This is a genomic window from Streptomyces cucumeris, from assembly GCF_024295805.1.
In the GTDB taxonomy this organism is placed as follows: Bacteria; Actinomycetota; Actinomycetes; order Streptomycetales; family Streptomycetaceae; genus Streptomyces; species Streptomyces cucumeris.
Genome location: NZ_JANCLX010000004.1, coordinates 213805 through 230679, shown reverse-complemented (window position 1 = coordinate 230679; position 16875 = coordinate 213805). Strand labels below are relative to the sequence as shown.

Below are 16875 nucleotides of genomic sequence, written 5' to 3'. Positions count from 1 at the left end.
GATCTCCCGCGTGGTGACGACGATGCGCTACGCGTCCACGGAGACCAGGCGCTTTCCGTCGGTGGTGCGGACCTCGAGGCGGTCGATGTCGGCGAGCTTGATCCCCGCGCCACCGTGGGCCCAGAGCGGATCCCTGGCCTCTTTGTGGGGGCTGTCCTTCATCCCGTAGCCCCACTCCGACACCGACCAGGTCGTCATGACCTGCTCATCGCCGTCCTTGGAGACCGCGATCAGGCTGCAGTCCAAGGGGCCCTTGACGTTCTTGAGCTGGAGAACGGCGTCGGTGCCCCACATCTTGTCCTCCAGGGCGACCGATGCGTTCACCTTGGTGTCCGGGTCGGTGCCGTGCACCTTGACCGGCATCTTGACGAACGCGGCCTTCGGGCTCGGGGCGGCCGCGACCGTGGTGTCCTGACCGGAGTCCGAGGTGAGCGCGAGGGTGCCGAGCGGTCCGCCGACGATCATCGCGACCGCCGCGGCGACCAGGTAGAGACCGCGCCGCCGCCGCTTGCCGCGGGCCGCGGCGACCCGCGCGGTCATCCGGCTCAGCAGGGCAGGGCCGGGGCGTGCGGTGAGGGTGTCGATGGCGGTCGGGGTGGCGCTGAAGACGTGCGGGGTGTGGCCGGTCAGCGCGGTGCGTCCGGGGGAGCTGTGGATCCCGGGGATGTCCGCGGCCAGGTCGGCCAGCAGGGGTTCCAGTCCGGTCAGCTCGTCGAGCTGCCGTCCGCACTGGTCACAACCGGCCAGATGGGCTTCGAAGGCGGTGGCCTCCACCTCGTCGAGCACGCCGAGCACATACGCCCCAACGGCGTCATGTCCCGCGTGGTGCGCCTGCGCTGTCATGCCGTCACTCCTCTCTCCTCAAGCGCGAGCTTCATGGAGCGCAGCGCGTAGAAGACCCGGGAACGGACCGTCCCACTGGGTATGCCGAGCGTCTCCGCCGCCTCGTTGACCGTCCGGCCCTTGAAATACGTCTCGACCAGCACCTCGCGATGGGCGTCGCTGAGGTCGTGCATCGCGTCGGACAGTGTCATCAGCCGCAGCGCCCTGTCGATCTCGTCCTCCGCCGGCATGAGTTCCAACGGGGAGGGGTCGACCTCCTGGGGCCGTGCCTGCCTGCTGCGGTGGCCGTCGATGACGATCCGCCGCGCGACCGTGACCAGCCAGGGCCGGATCGAACCGGTGGCCCGGGACAGCTGGTCCGCGTTCCGCCAGGCGCGTACCAGGGTCTCCTGGACGACGTCCTCCGCACGGTGCCGATCGCCCGCCACCAGCCGCAGGACGAACGCGAGCAACGGCCCGGCGTGCTCCTGGTAGAGCGCGCGCATGAGCTGCTCGTCCGGGGTCCCGCGATGGGATCTCGACGGACGCTCATCGGCCACGGCGGCATCGTCCTGCACACGAACCTCCAGGACCTGACCTGAGTTGGACAACATCTGGCGACTCCCGGTCTGGGCCCCGGGGGGGTTGGGCGGCCGTTCGGCCTCTTCCCCCATCACTACGGACGGGAGGGGGCGGCCGCTCAACGTGTCGCGAAGAAAATCCGATCAGGTGGGAACGGAGGTGTGGGGGAGTGGTGCCGGGCGGGTGCGCGCGGCGGTGTGGCGGTGCGGCGGCTCAGGACACCATGGCGTCGAGCGTCAGGGGCTGCACCTTGCCGTCCAGCATCGCGCCCAGTCCCTCCACCGCGCAGACACCGGGGTGTTCGGCGATGGTCAGGGGCACCCCGGTGGCCTCGCGCAGCATCGAGTCCAGCCCGGGCAGCAGCGCGCTGCCGCCGGCGAGCATGATCCCGCGGTCGGCGAGGTCGGCCACCAGATCGGGCGGGCAGCGGCGGAGCACCGTGCCGATGGCGTCGATCAGCCCGGTGAGCGGGGTGTGCATGGCGGTGCGCAGGGCATCGAGGTCCACCCGTACCGAGCGGGCGAGCCCGGTGGCCACGTCCCGGCCGTGCACCTCGGTCTCGCGCAGGGCGGGGCCGTCCTCGCCGAGCGCCAGGTGCAGCGGGCGGACGCCCTGGCTGGGCAGCATCAGCGCGTGCTCGTTGCGCAGATGCTGGACGAGGGCGTGGTCGACGGTCTCCCCGCCGACCGGGACCCGTTCTGCCGCCACGATCGAGCCCAGCGACAACACCGCGACCTGGGTGGTGGCCGCGCCGCACACCACGATCATCGTCGCCTCGGGGCGTTCCACCGGGAGTCCGCAGCCCACCGCGGCGGCGATCAGGGTGTCGACCAGTTCGACCCGCCGGGCGCCGACACCGGTGAGCGTCTCCATGGCGGCACGCTGGGCGAGCGGATCGGCGTCATGCGGAACGCAGACGGCGGCGCTGGTCAGCGGGCGGCGGCGCCAGGCGCGGCGCAGCTTGTCGCCGAGCAGCAGCCGCAGCATCCGCTGGGCCATGGCGATGTCGACGACGGTGCCGCCGGAGACGGGGCGGACCACCCGGATATGGCCGGGCGTGCGGCCCGTCATGCGCTCGGCGAGGGTCCCGACCGCGATCAGACCGCCGGTGCGGGTGTTCACGGCGGCGACGGTCGGCTCGTCCACGATGATTCCGGTGCGCTTGAGATAGACCCGGGTCCTGGCCGCGCCGAGGTCCACGGCGATGGAGCAGCGGCGCAGCCGCTCGAGGCTGATGGTCATGGCAGGTCTCCCCTGTGGGCGGCGTGGCGGGGGCCGCCGCCCGGCGGCCCTGTGATCATCGTGTGCGGACGGCCGGGGCGGGCGCCTGCGGTGCTGCGCCGCCTGGGCGAGGGCCGTCCCCCTCACCCGTACGGGCCGGTGGACGACGGTCTTCCGGGTCAGTCCTTCGCGTCCGCGTAGCACTCCACGGCCGCGATGGTGAAGGAGAAGCGCACGGGGGTCTCGCCGAAGGCGATCAGGCCCGCCGCGTCGCCCGCCGCCGTGATCGCCTCCCGGACCTCCCCGACCTCCTCCTCCGGGCAGTGCACGATGACCTCGTCGTGCTGGAAGAACACCAGCTCCGCGCGGAGCCCGGCCGAGGACAGGGACCGGCGCAGCGCGGCGAGCACCAGCAGCGCCCAGTCGGCCGCGCTGCCCTGCACCACGAAGTTCCGGGTGAACCGGCCGCGGGCGCGGGCACCGGCGGTGCTGCCGTACGACGGCTCCTCGTCCTGGTCGCGCGGCAGCCCCGCCTCGTCGGCGTACTCCTCGGCGCCCTCGGCCGTGGCGGGCGGGCAGGTGCGGCCCAGCCAGGTGCGCACCAGCCGGCCCTCCACCCCCGCACGGGCCGCGTCGTCCACATAGGCCACGGCCGCGGGGAAGCGGCGGCGCAGGGCGGCGAGGTGTTTGAGCCCGTCGCCCGAGGTCTGTCCGTAGATCGCGCCGAGCAGGGCCAGTTTGGCCAGGTCGCGGCGGCCCGCGAAGGCGCGGTCGGACAGGGTGGCGTACAGGTCGCGGCCGCTGCCGGCGACCTCCATCAGCCCGCGGTCGCGGGAGATGGCGGCGAGCACCCGCGGCTCCATCTGGTCGGCGTCGGCGACCACCAGCCGCCAGCCCGGATCGGCCACCACCGCGCGCCGCACCACCTTGGGGATCTGCAGCGCACCGCCGCCGTGGGAGGTCCAGCGGCCGGAGACGGTGCCGCCGGGCAGGAACTCGGGGCGGAAGCGGCCCTCGCGCACCCAGGACTGGAGCCAGGCCCAGCCGTGGGCGGTGTGCAGCCGGTAGAGCTTCTTGTAGCGCAGCAGCGGCTCCACCGCGGGGTGGTCGATCCGCTCCAGCTCCCAGGCGCGGGTCGAGCCGAGCGCGAAGCCCGCCCGGGCGAACGCCCTGACCACCTCGGCGGGCAGATCGGGCCGCACCCGCTCGCCGCCGAAGGCACGTGAGACCTCGTCGGCCAGCTCGGCCAGCCGCTGGGGTTCGAGACCGCCCGGATAGCGCTCGCCGAGCAGCTCGTCCAGCAACTGCCGGTGGCGGTCGGCGCGCCAGGGCACCCCGGCGCGGTTCATCTCGGCGGCGACCAGCGTGCCCGCGGACTCGGCGGTGATCAGCAGCAGCATCCGGCCGGAGTGCTCGGCCGCCTCGGTCCTGGCGAGCTGACGCGCGTACACCGCGAGCAGGGCGGTGAGCGGATCGGTGCCCGGCGGCAGCGGCGGCGGACCGGGCTCGAACAGCGACGGCTGGGTGTCCGCCGTGCGCGGGGGCGGGTCGGGCGGCACCGGCAGCCCGCGCAGCCTGGCCCAGGCGGCGGCCAGTGAGCGCGGTGCGCCCGACCGCCCCTCGTGGCCGAGCAGCAGCGCCTCGGCCGCCTCGATGTCCCAGCACCGCTCGACCCGCACTCCGGCGGCGAGCAGCCGGGGAGCGAACTCGGCGGTGGACCGCCACACCCAGCGGTCCGCCTCGGGACGGGACCGCACCGCGGCCGCGATCCCGCCCTGAGCCGCCGTGACCTCCACCACCGGTCCTGCGGCTCCCCCTTCGGCGGTCAGCGGGCAGAGGCGGACACCCCCGTCGTCCGTCTCCGCCACCGCCCACCGCATGACCGGGAGTCTGGCAGGGGGCACTGACAATGGACCTCCGCCACGGGCCCGGCGGGGCCGCCGAGGCTCCCGCCGTGAGCGGCCAACCCGGGGCGCGTCGTGGACGTCCTAAGGGGCGGGGACGGAAGACATGACGACTGTTCTGCTCTCCCGGGGGCAGGAGACGCGATTGCCGGGTGATCAACCCGATACGTATGGTGCACGTGCATCTGAAGATGCATCTACCTGTGCAAAAGCGAATGCATTTGCCCATGCACTGGCAAAGGAACGCGGCTATGATCCGGGCAGTTGTCAGCTGCACGAAAGTGGAGAGCCCTGTGCGCGACCACCCGTACAACGGCATGGCGGCCGCGGACCTTCAGGGGGTCGTCTGGCAGAAGAGCAGACACAGCAACTCCCAGGGGGCATGCGTGGAGTTCGCCAAACTGCCCGGCGGTGACGTTGCCGTGCGCAACTCCCGCTTCCCGGACGGCCCGGCGCTCATCTACACCCCGGCGGAGGTCGAGGCGATGCTCCTCGGGGTCAAGAACGGCGAATTCGACCATCTGGCACAGGACCCGGCCGGTCTCGGCTGACCCCGGTACGGGCGCGCCGCGCGCGGAGCCGATCCCGCCGGGGTGAGTGACACTGGTACTGACAGCGGGGGGAACCCAGCTGATGTGAGACGACGGCGATGAAGGGCTCGGTCCGGGTCGGACACGTACTCGGGGTGCCACTGCGGATGCACTGGAGCGTCCCGGTGCTGGTCGCCCTGCTCGCCTACGGTCTCGGCCGCGAGACGCTGCCCGCGTGGACCCCCGGGCGGACGGCCGTGGTGTACACGATCGCCAGCCTCGTCGGTGCCCTGCTGCTGATGGTCAGCCTGCTGCTGCACGAGGCCGCCCACGCGGTGGCCGCGCTGCGCAAGGGTGTCTCGGTCGAGGACGTGACGCTGTGGGCGCTGGGCGGGGTGACCCAGATGGGACGGCCGCGCACCGCCGGGGTCGCCCTGCTGGTCGCGGTCAGCGGACCGCTCACCAGCCTGCTCCTGGGCGGGATCGCGGTCGGCGCCGGGATCGGGGTGCACAGCCTGATCGGATGGGGGGTGCCCGCCGCCGTACTGGTCTGGCTGGGCTGGGCCAATCTGCTGCTGGGTGTGTTCAACCTGCTGCCCGCGGCCCCGCTGGACGGCGGCCGGGTGGTGCAGGCGGTGCTGTGGTGGCGCACCGGTGACCGGGAGCGCGCCGACCGGGCGGCGGGGCGCAGCGGCCAGGTCTTCGGAGTGCTGCTGATCGCGCTCGGCTGGATCTCCTTCCTGCGCGGTAACGGCGGCGGACTGTGGCTCGGGCTGATCGGGCTGTTCATGGTCATCATCGCCAACGCGGAACGGCAGCGGGCCGGATACGCCACGGCGCTGCGCGGGGTACGGGCGGGCGACGCGATGTCGGCACCGGTGGCCACCGGCGCCGACTGGCTGACCGTGGCGCGGTTCATCGACGAGGTGGCGGCGAGCTCCCGCCATTCCGTACTGCCCCTGCTCGATTTCGACGGCCGGCCCAGCGGGCTGGTGCAACTGCGCGCCCTGGCGAACGTGCCCGCCGGGGAGCGGGAGACCCGCCGGGTGCGGGACGTGGCCGTACCGGTGTCACGGTGCACGGTGGCCACGTCGGACGAGCTGCTGACCGAGGTGCTGGAGCGGGCGCGGCCGGGTGGCGGGCTGCCGGTGCTGGTGGTGGACCACGGTCATCTGGAGGGCATCGTGACGATGCACGATGTCACCCGGTACTTCCAGTTGCATGCCCTGGGCATCACCACGGCGCCTCCGGAGTCCGCCCACCACTGACGCCCCGGGCACGGTCCCCGGCGGGACTCTCGGCCAGGGGCGTCAGTGGCGCGGTAGCTGGAACAGGGCCCAGACGACCTTCCCCCGCAGCGTCCCCGCGAGCGGATGCCAGCCCCAGCCGTCGGCGAAGCACTCCACCAGATGGAGCCCGCGGCCGGATTCCTCCGCCCAGTCCGCCTCACCCGCCACCGGTCCGTCCTCGCTGAGGTCGCGCACCGCGCACACCAGCCGGGAGGGGCAGTGCATCAGATGGAGCCGGACCTGCGGATCGCCGTCACCGTCGCCCCGGCCCCCGGTGAGAGCGCTGGGCACCCCGCTGGGCAGGCCGTGCCGCAGGGCGTTGGTCACCAGCTCGGAGACGACCAGCGCCACCTCGTCGAAGAGCTCGGGCAGATCCCACTGCCGCAGGGTGGTGCCGGTGAACTTCCGGGCGCCGCGGACCGCTTCGAAGCGGGAGGGCAGGGCGTAGGAGACGGATCCGGAGACGGAGGAGGGGTCGATCGGAGGGAGCCCTCGCCACAAGGGCTCCAGCAGGGTCGAACCTTCGCTCCCCATGCGAGCACTCCTGCATCCGTGGCCGTGACGATCCCTGGCCAGATCTCGTACGAGCTTGCACGTGCGCTAAGCCTATGGTTCCGAATGCGTCGAGCAGATGCAAGGGCAGATGCACGTGCACGGAGCTTGTTTGCGGGGTAGTGACCGCATTTACATGGCTTTCTTCCTGCGGAATGATGCGTACATGGCCCTGCTGAGTGACGGCATGTGTACAGCGTGGAACCTGGGAAGTGGCAGACTTCAGCTCCAGGGGCCGCGGGGTCGCCTCGGAAGGGTGAGTTCCGTACAGGGAGGGTCACGCAGATGACCGCAAGCGAGTCGAGTGGATCGGTGGTGCGCCGTATCCTCCTGGGCTCTCAGCTCAGGCGGCTGCGCGAGTCCCGTGGCATCACACGGGAGGCGGCGGGCTACTCGATCCGTGCCTCCGAATCCAAGATCAGTCGCATGGAGTTGGGCCGGGTGAGCTTCAAGGCGCGCGACATCGAGGATCTGCTGACGCTCTACGGCGTCACGGACGAGGCGGAGCGCGCGGCGCTGCTCGGTCTCGCCCGCGAGGCCAACCTCACCGGGTGGTGGCACAGTTACGGCGATGTGCTGCCCGGCTGGTTCCAGACCTATGTCGGTCTGGAGGGTGCGGCATCCCATATCGCCTGTTATGAACTCCAGTTCATCCACGGACTGCTGCAGACCGAGGGCTATGCGCACGCGGTGGTGACCCGCGGCCAGCCCCAGGCGCCCGCCGCCGAGGTGGACCGCCGGGTGGCGCTGCGGCTGGAGCGGCAGAAACTGCTGGTCTCCGAGCGGGCCCCGGCCTTCCATGCGGTGCTGGACGAGGCCGCGCTGCGCCGTCCGTACGGCGGCCGAGAGGTGATGCGCGCCCAGTTGCGCCATCTGATCGCCGTCTCCGAACAGCCCAATGTGACCCTCCAGGTGATGCCGTTCTCCTTCGGCGGACACGCGGCGGAGAGCGGGGCGTTCACCCTGCTGCGGTTCCCGGAGTCGGACCTGCCCGACGTGGTCTATCTGGAACAGCTCACCAGCGCGCTCTACCTGGACAAGCGCGATGAAGTGGCACAGTACGAGCGGGTGTTGGGGCGGCTGGGTGAGGACAGTCTGTCCCCGCACGAGAGCCGGGAACTGCTCGGAGACCTCCTTCACGAAGTCTGACGCATCAGTAGGATGACATGTCATCAGGAAACCCCCCACGCGTGTGAGGGTGTCGGTGTACGCCGCCGCGTCCTCCGGATAGGGATGGCATGTCCTACTTCTCCGAGTTGGCCTTTCAGTACATCGACGGTGAGTGGCGCGGCGGCAACGGGTCCTGGGACATCGTCGACTTCAACCCCTACAGCGGGGAGAAGCTGGCCTCCATCACGGTGGCCACCGTCGAGGAGGTCGACCTCGCCTACCGGGCGGCCGAGCGGGCGCAGCCGGAGTGGGGCGGCACCAACCCCTATGCCCGGCGGCAGGTCTTCGAGCGGGCGCTGCGGATCATCGAGGACCGCGAGAAGGAGCTCACCGAGACGATCATCGCGGAGTGCGGCGGCACCCATGTGAAGGCGGGCTTCGAACTCCACCTGGCCAAGGAGTTCCTGCGGGAGGCCGTCCAGCTTGCACTGCGCCCCGAGGGGCGGATCCTCCCGTCCCCGGCCGACGGCAAGGAGAACCGCCTCTACCGGCTGCCGGTCGGGGTGGTGGGGGTCATCAGCCCGTTCAACTTCCCCTTCCTGCTCTCGCTGAAGTCGGTGGCCCCGGCGCTGGCCCTGGGCAACGCCGTGGTCCTCAAACCGCACCAGAACACCCCGATCTGCGGCGGCGGTCTGGTGGCCAGGCTCTTCGAGGAGGCGGGCCTGCCCGCCGGACTGCTCAACGTGGTGGTCACGGACATCGCGGAGATCGGTGACGCGCTGATCGAGCATCCGGTGCCCAAGGTCATCTCCTTCACCGGATCGGACCGGGTGGGCCGCCATGTGGCCACCGTCGCCGCCTCCCACTTCAAGCGGTCCATCCTGGAGCTGGGCGGCAACAGCGCGCTGGTCGTCCTGGACGACGCGGACCTCGACTACGCGGTGGACGCGGCGGTGTTCAGCCGCTTCGTCCACCAGGGGCAGGTCTGTATGGCGGCCAACCGGGTGCTGGTGGACCGCGCGGTGGAGCGGGAGTTCACCGAGCGATTCGTGGCCAAGGTGAGCTCCCTGAAGGTGGGCGACCCGGGCGATCCGGCCACCCATATCGGGCCGCTGATCAACGAGGGCCAGGCCGAGAGCATCGGCTCCCTGGTCGACCAGTCCATAGCCGAGGGCGCCACCGCGCTGCTGCGGGGGCGCACCCAGGGCACGCTGATGGAGCCGAGCGTGCTCACCGGAGTGCCGGAGGGCTCGGCCGTCCTGCGCCAGGAGATCTTCGGCCCGGTGGTGCTGCTGATCCCGTTCGACGGCGACGAGGAGGCCGTCCGGATCGCCAACGACACGGACTACGGGCTCAGCGGTGCGGTGCACACGGGCGACATCGAGCGCGGGGTGCGGTTCGCCCAGCGCATCCACACCGGGATGTTCCATGTGAACGACAGCACGGTGCACGACGAGCCGATCGTGCCGTTCGGCGGGGAGAAGCACTCGGGTCTCGGCCGGCTCAACGGTGAGTCGATGATCGAGGACTTCACCACCACCAAGTGGATCTCCATCCAGCACGGCCGGAGCCAGTTCCCGTTCTGACGCCCTGGACTCGGGTCTTCGATGAGGACAGAAGCTGACCGCATCGCCTTCTACTGTCGAAGACATCAACCGACCGGAACATCCCGGCCGGTGGAACCGACGGAAGGCGGACCCCATGCCCACTCTGGTGAGCCAGGAAGCCCATGGTGACGAGGCCGGCGCCCTGCTGGGCTTCCTGGAGGCGCAGCGCGGCGCCGTCCGCCGGGCCCTGCACGGGCTGACCGCCGAGCAGGCGAACAGCACGCCCGCCGCGAGCGAGCTGTCGCTGGCGGGGCTGCTCAAGCATGTGGCGGAGGTCGAGCAGGGCTGGGTCGAGGACGCCAGGGGCGTACCGCACAGCATCGTGCGCAACCACGAGAACTGGCACCTCAGCTTTGTGCTGGAGGAGGGTGAGAGCGTCGAGGGGCTGCTCGCCTTTTGGGACGACGTGGCAGTGCGCACCGAGAAGTTCATCCGCTCGCTGCCGGACCTGAACGGCACCTTTCCGCTGCCCCGGGCCCCGTGGTTCCCCGAGGGCAGCGAGCGGTCGATGCGCTTCCTGCTGCTGACCCTGATCCAGGAGATCGCCCGGCACGCCGGTCATGCGGACATCATCCGGGAGACCCTCGACGGCAAGACCGCCTTCGTCCTCATCGACGAGACCGGTGACCCTTCCGCCACCTCCTGATCCGCCCGGTCCGCCCCGCCCGGCCCGTCGCGTCTAGCCTTGACGGCAGCGAGAGGGCCGCGGGGACGACGGCAGGATGGAGAGATCGGGCGATGTCAGCGATCCGGCTGCTGGTGCTGGGAGCGGTGCGCCAGCACGGGCGGGCGCACGGCTATCAGGTCCGCAACGACCTGGAGTTCTGGGGCGCGCACGAGTGGTCCAACGCCAAGCCCGGATCGATCTACCACGCGCTCAAACAGATGGCGAAACAAGGGCTGATGCGGGCCCATGACATCGCGCCGAGCACGGCGGGCGGCCCCCCGCGCACCGAGTACGAACTGACCGCGGCGGGGGAGGAGGAGTACTTCCGGCTGCTGCGGAAGTCCCTGCTGGAGCACGGTCAGAAGCTGGACGAACTGACGGCCGGGGTGGGGTTCATCGTGGACCTCACCCGGGCCGAGGCCATCGGTCTGCTCAAACAGCGGGTGGCCGCGCTCGAGGGGTGGCGGGAAGAGGTGACCCGGCACTGGATGCCCGCCAAGGGCACGCCCGAGGAGTGGGGCCATATCGGCGAGATCATGAAGTTCTGGCTGCACTCCGCGGACAGCGGGGCCGAGTGGACCCGCGGGCTGATCGAGCGCCTTGAGGGCGGGGCGTATGTGATGGCGGGTGAGGGGGAGCGTTCGGTCGACGTACTGGTGGACGCCTCCCCGCCGGACCACGACGAGAGCCACTAGACCGACGACCGACCCGATGACGGGTCTGTGGGATTCATCGATTAATCAAGTTTGACTAGTCCCGGGTCGGGGATTACCCTCCCGGGGCACGTAGTCAAATTTGATTACCGTGATCAGATGTGTGAGAGGGGAAGACCTTGGCCGACAGCGATCCCGCGATCGTGGTCGAAGGACTGCGGAAGACCTACGGCGGAAAACCGGCTCTCGCCGGACTCGACCTGACCGTTCCCGCGGGCACCGTGCACGCCGTGCTCGGTCCCAACGGGGCGGGAAAGACCACCTGTGTGCGGATCCTGGCCACCCTGCTGCGGCCCGACGGCGGCCGGGCCGAGGTCGCCGGATACGACGTACGGCGCGATCCCGACCAGGTCCGCTACCGGATCGGGCTGCTCGGCCAGCACGCCGCGGTCGACGAGGAGTTGAGCGGACGGCAGAACCTGGAGATGTTCGGCCGGCTGTACCACCTGGGGGCCCGCCCGGCGCGGGCCCGCGCGGAGGAGCTGCTGGAGCGGTTCGGCCTCACCGACACCGGCCAGAAGGCCGTCGGGCAGTACAGCGGCGGTATGCGGCGCCGGCTGGACCTGGCCGCGAGCCTCATCATGCGGCCCCGGGTCCTCTTCCTGGACGAGCCGACCACCGGCCTCGATCCGCGCGGCCGCACCGAGGTGTGGAACGCGGTCCGTTCCCTGGTCGGCGGCGGCACCACGGTGCTGCTCACCACCCAGTACCTGGAGGAGGCCGACCAACTCGCCGACCGCATCTGCGTGGTGGACCACGGCCGGTCCATCGCCGAGGGCACCGCGGACCAGCTCAAGGCACGGATCGGCGGGGACCGGATCGAGGTCGTCCTGCGCGACGGGCGCCAACTCGACGCCGCCGTCCCGCTCGTGGGCCGGGCCACCGGCTCGGACGCCATCGAGACCGACACCGACCGGCGGCGGATCGGCGCACCGGTGGACGACCGGGTCGCCGCGCTCACCGGGACCGTACGGGCGCTCGCGGCGGCCGGGATCGAGGCGGAGGACATCGTGCTGCGCCGCCCCACCCTGGACGAGGTCTTCCTCCACCTCACCGGGAAGAGCGCGGCCGAGGGCGCCGCGGACGGCGGCACGGACCACACCACCAAGGAAGGGGCGGGCGTATGAGCGCCGCGACGGACACCACCGCGAGGCCCGCGAACACCCTGTACTGGGCCCTCGCCGACTCCTGGACCATGACCCGCCGCGGACTGGCCCACTGGGCGCGCCGGCCCGTCCAGGTGGTCGTCAACCTGGTCTTTCCGGTGATGATGCTGCTGATGTTCGCGTACTTCCTGGGCGGCGGGATGACCGTCCCCGGGGGCGGCGACTACAAGGAGTACCTGGTGCCCGGGATGCTCGCCCTCACCATGGCCTTCGGCCTGGAGGGGACGATGCTCGCGGTCACCACGGACCTCAACAAGGGCGTCATCGACCGTTTCCGCTCCATGCCCATGGCCCCGTCCGCGGTGCTGGTCGGGCGCAGCGTCCTGGACATGCTCCAGTCCGCGCTGAGCCTGTGCGTGCTCATCGGGGTCGCCCTGGCGATGGGCTGGCGCTGGCACGACGGGCTCGGCGACGCGCTGTACGCGGTGGGGCTGCTGCTCTGGCTGCGGTTCGCGATGCTGTGGATCGGCATCCACCTGGGCATGGTGGCCGGACGTCCGGAACTGGTCCAGGCCGTGCAGATCCTGGTCTGGCCGGTCGGCTTCCTCTCCAACGCGTTCTCCGCGCCCGAGAACATGCCCGCGTGGCTGGGGACGGTCGCGGAGTGGAACCCGATGTCGGCCACGGCGGCGGCGGTCCGCGATCTGTTCGGGATCCCGGGCGCCGGGGGCGGTGGCTCCTGGGCCGCCGAGCACGCCCGACTGCTCGCCGTCTGCTGGCCGCTGTTCCTGCTGGCGGTCTTCTTCCCGCTCGCCGTGGGACGTTTCCGCAGGCTCAGCCACTGAGGGCGGTGGCCCCGGCCCGGGTACCACCTCCGTCACATCGTCACCGGTGGTGGGCGGTTGCGGATACGGTGCAGGTATGGGGAACGACAGCGTGGGCACGGGGGCGGAGCGGGCCGGGGGGCCGGGTTACGCCCTGCTGATCGCGGCCGGACCGGCCGGGAAGCAGCGGCTGATGGACGCGGCCGCCGCGCTGCCACAGCTCGCGGCGGTGCCTCCGGCCGCGCTGCTGGGCACGCCCGGCGGCGCCAGCGTGGTCCAACTCGTCGACCCCGCCGACCCGCAGACCGTCCTCACCCACCTGCGGACCGCGGCCGCCCATCAGGGCCCGGTGCTGATCTATCTCGCGGGCCAGCTCACCGTGGACGCCAAGCAGCGTTTACCGCATCTGGCACTGGCGCGCACCACCCCGCGGACGGCCCGGTACACGGCACTGCCGTGGCACTGGCTGGCCTCGGAGCTCGCCCGGCGGCCGTCCGGCAGCACCACGGTGCTGGCCGATCTGGTGGCCGATGAGACGGCCTGGCCGGGGCTGTCCGGATCCGCGGGCGGCCCCGGCGGGCTCTCCGCCGGGCTGACGCTGTACGGCGCGGTGGCCCCGGCCCCGCCCAAGCGGCAGCTCGCGGCGCCGCTCTACAGCCGGGCGCTGGCCGACGTGCTGCGCGGCGCGGCGGGCGGTACGGCCGGTGGTGCGCCGGACGCCGTGCCGCCGTACGCCCGGCTGCATGAACGGGCCGTGGCCGAGGCGGGTCTCGGCGGCGGGTCCGTCCTGCTGCTGGACGGTTCAGGGGAAACGTCTCCGCGCCCGGGGGGAGCGGTGCCGGGCGTTCCGTTGCGCTGTCCCGCACCCCAGGACGCCGTACCCGCACCGAGTCGGGCGCCATCTGCTCCGGGGGCCGTCGTGGTGCCGGATCCGCACGCCGCCATCTTCGAGGCCGCCCACGCCGGACGGCACAGCGAGGCCGCCTCGATGGCGGCGGCCTGGGAGCAGGAGGCCCTGCGCGCCGCCGGACCCCGTTCCCCGGAGGCGATCCACTGGCTGGAGGTGCGCGCCGACCTCGCCCGGCTGGCCGGGGACCCGGCCCGCGCCTGTGAGTTGTGGCTCGCGGTGGCGGACGCCCGGCTGGGCAACGGGGAACCGGCCGGGGACCCCGAGGTCGAGGGGGCCGTGGACCGGGCACACCACCAGTGGCAGTTCGTCCCGGACCCGGCGCGGGCCGGTGCCCTCGCCCCGCGGCTGATCGAGCTGCGCGGCCGGGTGCCCGGCCGCAGACCCGGCGCCCTGGAGGCGGTGCGCCGCAGGGCCGGACTGCTGCTCGGCACCGCGACCCAGCCGGGCTGACCCGACCGGGCGGCCTCGCCGAAGTCCGGTATGCGGTGCGAGGTGCGCCCCCGAAGGGGCGCGGGCTGTGCCGGTGTGCGGCTCCGCCGCGTGGGCGAGACGAGCCACGACGCGGCCGTGGACGCGGACGCATGATGGCACCGCGTGGCACGTCCCGCGGAGCGCCTGGGCGGTTGTCCGCACCGCCCCGCCGGGCTGGCACCGCCCCGCCGGGCTCGCATCGCCCGGCACGCGGCCCGCCGCGTTGTCGGGATCGGGCGACCGGTCGCGCACGTAGGCCCCGGGCACACCACCCCCCACCCGCACTCCGGGCCAATGCACCTAGTGGTGGAAGGCGGTGGCCTCCGACTCCGGCCGCTCCTGCGGTTTCGCCTGGGCCCGCAGCTCCGGCATCACACTGCTCATATCGGCCATGAACAGGTCCGACAGGTCCATCGAGAAGCCGTTGCGGCACACCACCCGCAGCACCGACAGGTCCTCGCGGTTCGGCGGGAAGGTGTACGCGGGCACCAGCCAGCCGCACTCCCGCAGCCGCCGCGAGACGTCGAACACATCGAAGTTCCGCACCCCGTCCGCCGTGGTGAAGGCGAAGACCGGAAGCTGGTCGCCGCGGGTCAGCAGGGTGAAGTCACCGAGCGCCTCGATCCGGTCGGCCAGCGAGCAGGCCACGTCGCGGGAGTTCTGCTGGACCGCGCGGAAGCCTTCCCGGCCCAGCCGCAGGAAGGTGTAGTACTGGGCGGCCACCTGGGCCCCGGGCCGGGAGAAGTTCAGCGCGAAGGTGGGCATGTCGCCGCCGAGGTAGTTGACCCGGAAGACCAGTTCCTCGGGCAGGTCCTCGGGGGTGCGCCACAGCGCCCAGCCCACCCCCGGGTAGACCAGGCCGTACTTGTGGCCCGAGGTGTTGATGGAGGAGACCCGCGGCAGCCGGAAGTCCCACACCACCTCCGCGTCGAGGAACGGCGCCACCATTCCGCCGGAGGCCGCGTCCACATGGACCGGTACGTCCAGTCCGGTGCGCTCCTGGAGGTCGTCCAGCGCCCCGCACACCTCGGCCACCGGCTCGTAGGACCCGTCGAAGGTGGAGCCGAGCACGGCGACCACACCGATGGTGTTCTCGTCGCAGAGGTCGGCGGCGGCCTGGGGGTCGAGGTGGAACCGGTCGCCCTCCATGGGCACCTGACGGGCCTCGACCTCCCAGAAGTTGCAGAACTTGTCCCAGCACACCTGGACATTGCCGCCCATGACCAGGTTGGGCTTGGCGGTGGCCGGGTAGCGCACCGGATTCCGCTTCGCCCAGCGCCGTTTGAGGGCCAGCCCGGCGAGCATGCACGCCTCGCTGGAGCCGGTGGTGGAGCAGCCCATGGCGGACTCCGGGTCGGGCGCGTGCCACAGGTGGGCGAGCATCGCCACACAGCGCCGTTCCAGTTCGGCGGTGCGCGGGTACTCATCCTTGTCGATCATGTTCTTGTCGCGGCAGTCGGCCATCAGCTTGCCCGCCTGCGGCTCCATCCACGTGGTGACGAAGGTGGCGAGGTTCAGCCGGGCGTTGCCGTCGAGCATCAGCTCGTCATGGACGAACTGATACGCGGCGGAGGGCGCCATCGGCCCGTCCGGGAGACGGTGGCGCGGGGGTTCGGCGGCCATACCGCTGACCGGGTCCGCCTCGCCGTAGAACGGATTGACGGAGAAGCCGGGCCGCTCTTCCTTGCCGTGTCTGACGCTGGAGCCTCGATGAAGTGCCATCTTCCCGAAAATACGGGCATATCGGGCGTAAGGCTCGGTCCCGCGCCGCTGTCCCGTACCGCTACCCCGCGCTGCTCAGCGACAGCTTCGCCGCGAAGCCCAGGAACGCCGCGCCCGCGCCCGCCGACAGACCGGCGGTCAGCCGCCTGCGCCGCCGGAAGGTGGCCGCGAGATATGTACCGCCGAAGATCAGCACCGACAGATAGGTGATGCTGAAGAGCTGCGCCCAGGCGCCCAGCGCCACGAACGACAGCGCCGGATGGGCGTACTCCGGGTCCACGAACTGCACGAAGAAGGAGATGAAGAAGAGGATCGCCTTGGGGTTCAGCAGGCTGATGACCAGGGCCCTGCGGTACGGCCGCTCCGCTTTGGTCCCCGTCGCGCCGCTCGCGCCACCGGCTTCGCCGGCATCGGCGTCAACGGCCCGGACGGCCCCCGGACCGCGCCGCCACAGTGCCCGCGCCCCGCGCAGCATGCCCACCGCGAGCCAGGTCAGATAGCCCGCGCCGGCGAACTTCACCACGGTGAACACCAGCGGGCTGGCGTGCAGCAGCGAGGCCACGCCCCCCGCCGACAGCGCCATCAGCACCGCGTCCCCGCACACGACGCCCGCCGCCGCCTGATAGGCGACGCGGGGGCCGCGGCGGGCCGCGACGGACACCACATAGAGCGAATTCGGCCCCGGCAGCAGGATGATCAGCGCCAGGCCCGCCAGATAGGTCGATAGATCCGTTATCCCGAGCACAATCAGCAGGATGCCAGGCTCCGGAATCCCTCCTCATCCGGGTTTCGCGATACGGACTTGCACCTCACGTGAGGTGAGGGCGCAGCGTGGAGCCCGTACC

The 16875-nt window shown here is 71.6% G+C and carries 16 protein-coding genes; 9 read left to right on the top strand and 7 right to left on the bottom strand.

What is annotated here, in order from left to right; genetic code table 11:
• Window positions 1-27: 27 nt before the first annotated feature.
• From NMK44_RS07970 to NMK44_RS07955, 4 genes are all read right to left on the bottom strand, one after another.
• On the bottom strand, window positions 28-843 hold the full coding sequence (locus tag NMK44_RS07970) for a zf-HC2 domain-containing protein (RefSeq protein ID WP_254739831.1): 816 nt from the start codon (window positions 841-843) through the stop codon (window positions 28-30).
• Window positions 840-1436: a sigma-70 family RNA polymerase sigma factor gene (locus NMK44_RS07965; RefSeq protein WP_176182135.1), complete on the bottom strand. Its 597-nt coding sequence runs from the start codon at window positions 1434-1436 to the stop codon at window positions 840-842. Before NMK44_RS07965 ends, NMK44_RS07970 begins: the two co-directional genes overlap by 4 nt.
• A 181-nt stretch (window positions 1437-1617) precedes the next feature.
• The gene (locus NMK44_RS07960; protein WP_254739829.1) at window positions 1618-2646 is read right to left on the bottom strand and encodes a rod shape-determining protein; all 1029 of its coding nucleotides are present in this window, start codon (window positions 2644-2646) and stop codon (window positions 1618-1620) included.
• 158 nt (window positions 2647-2804) lie between these two features.
• Entirely contained in the window at window positions 2805-4505 is a 1701-nt protein-coding gene (locus tag NMK44_RS07955) for a bifunctional 3'-5' exonuclease/DNA polymerase (RefSeq protein ID WP_254739828.1), read from the bottom strand.
• Between the two features lie 341 nt (window positions 4506-4846).
• Between NMK44_RS07955 and NMK44_RS07950 the strand changes: the two genes are divergently transcribed.
• Together NMK44_RS07950 and NMK44_RS07945 are read left to right on the top strand one after the other, a co-directional pair.
• A complete protein-coding gene (locus tag NMK44_RS07950) occupies window positions 4847-5080 on the top strand; it encodes a DUF397 domain-containing protein (protein WP_254740162.1) in 234 nt (77 codons plus the stop codon).
• 98 nt (window positions 5081-5178) lie between these two features.
• Window positions 5179-6327 carry a site-2 protease family protein gene (locus tag NMK44_RS07945; protein ID WP_254739826.1) on the top strand — a complete coding sequence of 383 codons (1149 nt, stop codon included), beginning with the start codon at window positions 5179-5181 and terminating at the stop codon, window positions 6325-6327.
• A 42-nt stretch (window positions 6328-6369) separates the two neighbouring features.
• On the opposite strand, the gene NMK44_RS07940 is transcribed toward NMK44_RS07945, so the two are convergent.
• Complete coding sequence (locus NMK44_RS07940) at window positions 6370-6882, bottom strand: ATP-binding protein (protein WP_254739824.1); 513 nt, start codon at window positions 6880-6882, stop codon at window positions 6370-6372.
• A 303-nt stretch (window positions 6883-7185) separates the two neighbouring features.
• On the opposite strand from NMK44_RS07940, the gene NMK44_RS07935 reads away from it, so the two are divergent.
• The 7 genes from NMK44_RS07935 (at window position 7186) to NMK44_RS07905 (ending at window position 14287) form a co-directional block, all read left to right on the top strand.
• The gene (locus tag NMK44_RS07935) at window positions 7186-8049 is read left to right on the top strand and encodes a Sco1979 family transcriptional regulator (protein ID WP_254739822.1); all 864 of its coding nucleotides are present in this window, start codon (window positions 7186-7188) and stop codon (window positions 8047-8049) included.
• 89 nt (window positions 8050-8138) lie between these two features.
• Entirely contained in the window at window positions 8139-9596 is a 1458-nt protein-coding gene (locus NMK44_RS07930) for an aldehyde dehydrogenase family protein (protein ID WP_254739820.1), read from the top strand.
• Between the two features lie 115 nt (window positions 9597-9711).
• Window positions 9712-10263: a DinB family protein gene (locus NMK44_RS07925; RefSeq protein WP_254739818.1), complete on the top strand. Its 552-nt coding sequence runs from the start codon at window positions 9712-9714 to the stop codon at window positions 10261-10263.
• 92 nt (window positions 10264-10355) lie between these two features.
• Window positions 10356-10979: a PadR family transcriptional regulator gene (locus NMK44_RS07920; RefSeq protein WP_254739816.1), complete on the top strand. Its 624-nt coding sequence runs from the start codon at window positions 10356-10358 to the stop codon at window positions 10977-10979.
• Window positions 10980-11116: 137 nt separating this feature from the next.
• Entirely contained in the window at window positions 11117-12124 is a 1008-nt protein-coding gene (locus NMK44_RS07915; RefSeq protein WP_254739814.1) for an ATP-binding cassette domain-containing protein, read from the top strand.
• On the top strand, window positions 12121-12948 hold the full coding sequence (locus NMK44_RS07910; RefSeq protein ID WP_254739812.1) for an ABC transporter permease: 828 nt from the start codon (window positions 12121-12123) through the stop codon (window positions 12946-12948). Before NMK44_RS07915 ends, NMK44_RS07910 begins: the two co-directional genes overlap by 4 nt.
• A 76-nt stretch (window positions 12949-13024) precedes the next feature.
• The gene (locus NMK44_RS07905) at window positions 13025-14287 is read left to right on the top strand and encodes a hypothetical protein (protein ID WP_254739810.1); all 1263 of its coding nucleotides are present in this window, start codon (window positions 13025-13027) and stop codon (window positions 14285-14287) included.
• Window positions 14288-14608: 321 nt separating this feature from the next.
• Here NMK44_RS07905 and gad read toward each other — a convergent pair whose 3' ends face one another.
• Together gad and leuE are read right to left on the bottom strand one after the other, a co-directional pair.
• Complete coding sequence (gene gad, locus NMK44_RS07900; RefSeq protein ID WP_254739808.1) at window positions 14609-16030, bottom strand: glutamate decarboxylase; 1422 nt, start codon at window positions 16028-16030, stop codon at window positions 14609-14611.
• 61 nt (window positions 16031-16091) lie between these two features.
• A complete protein-coding gene (gene leuE / locus NMK44_RS07895; protein WP_254739807.1) occupies window positions 16092-16775 on the bottom strand; it encodes a leucine efflux protein LeuE in 684 nt (227 codons plus the stop codon).
• Window positions 16776-16875 lie beyond the last annotated feature (100 nt).